The sequence below is a fragment of the Paraburkholderia sp. BR10937 genome (genome assembly GCF_040965695.1).
GTDB lineage: Bacteria > Pseudomonadota > Gammaproteobacteria > Burkholderiales > Burkholderiaceae > Paraburkholderia.
The window spans coordinates 1-486 of sequence record NZ_JBFRCL010000161.1; the positions used below are offsets into that span (position 1 = coordinate 1).

The following is a 486-nucleotide window of genomic DNA, read 5'->3' on the forward strand; positions in this document are numbered from 1 at the left end:
CGGCCAACCAGGAAGACCACGTGTCGATGGCGACGTTCGCCGCGCGCAAGCTCGCGGACATCGCCGACAACACGGCCAACATCCTCGCGATCGAACTGCTGGCCGCCGCCCAGGGCGTGGACCTGCGTGCGCCGCACCACACGAGCCCGGCGCTCGCGCACGTGATGCAGTCAGTGCGCGCCGAGGTGCCGCACTACGACCTCGACCGCTATTTCGCGCCGGATATCGAAGCGATCACGCGTCTCGTGCAGAACGGCGCGATCGCTTCGCACAGCCCGCTGGCATTCGAGTCCGAGCAATAAGCGGGTAGAAGCCAGATAAAAACAGTCATCCTGAATAACATCCGAGACGAAGACGTTATGAACCACCCGAACTTCACCGACCCGCGCCTCGACCCTACCCGCACGATCCGCGCGCCGCGCGGCAGCGAGAAGGTCTGCAAGACCTGGCTGGCGGAAGCCGCCTACCGGATGCTCCAGAACAATC

Annotated in this window: 1 protein-coding gene; it reads left to right on the plus strand. The window is 64.6% G+C overall.

Annotation, left to right across the window (positions count from 1 at the left end):
* Window positions 1-302 (plus strand): aromatic amino acid lyase (locus tag AB4Y44_RS42450; RefSeq protein WP_368702822.1); only part of this gene is annotated, 302 nt, incomplete at its 5' end.
* Window positions 303-486: the final 184 nt, after the last annotated feature.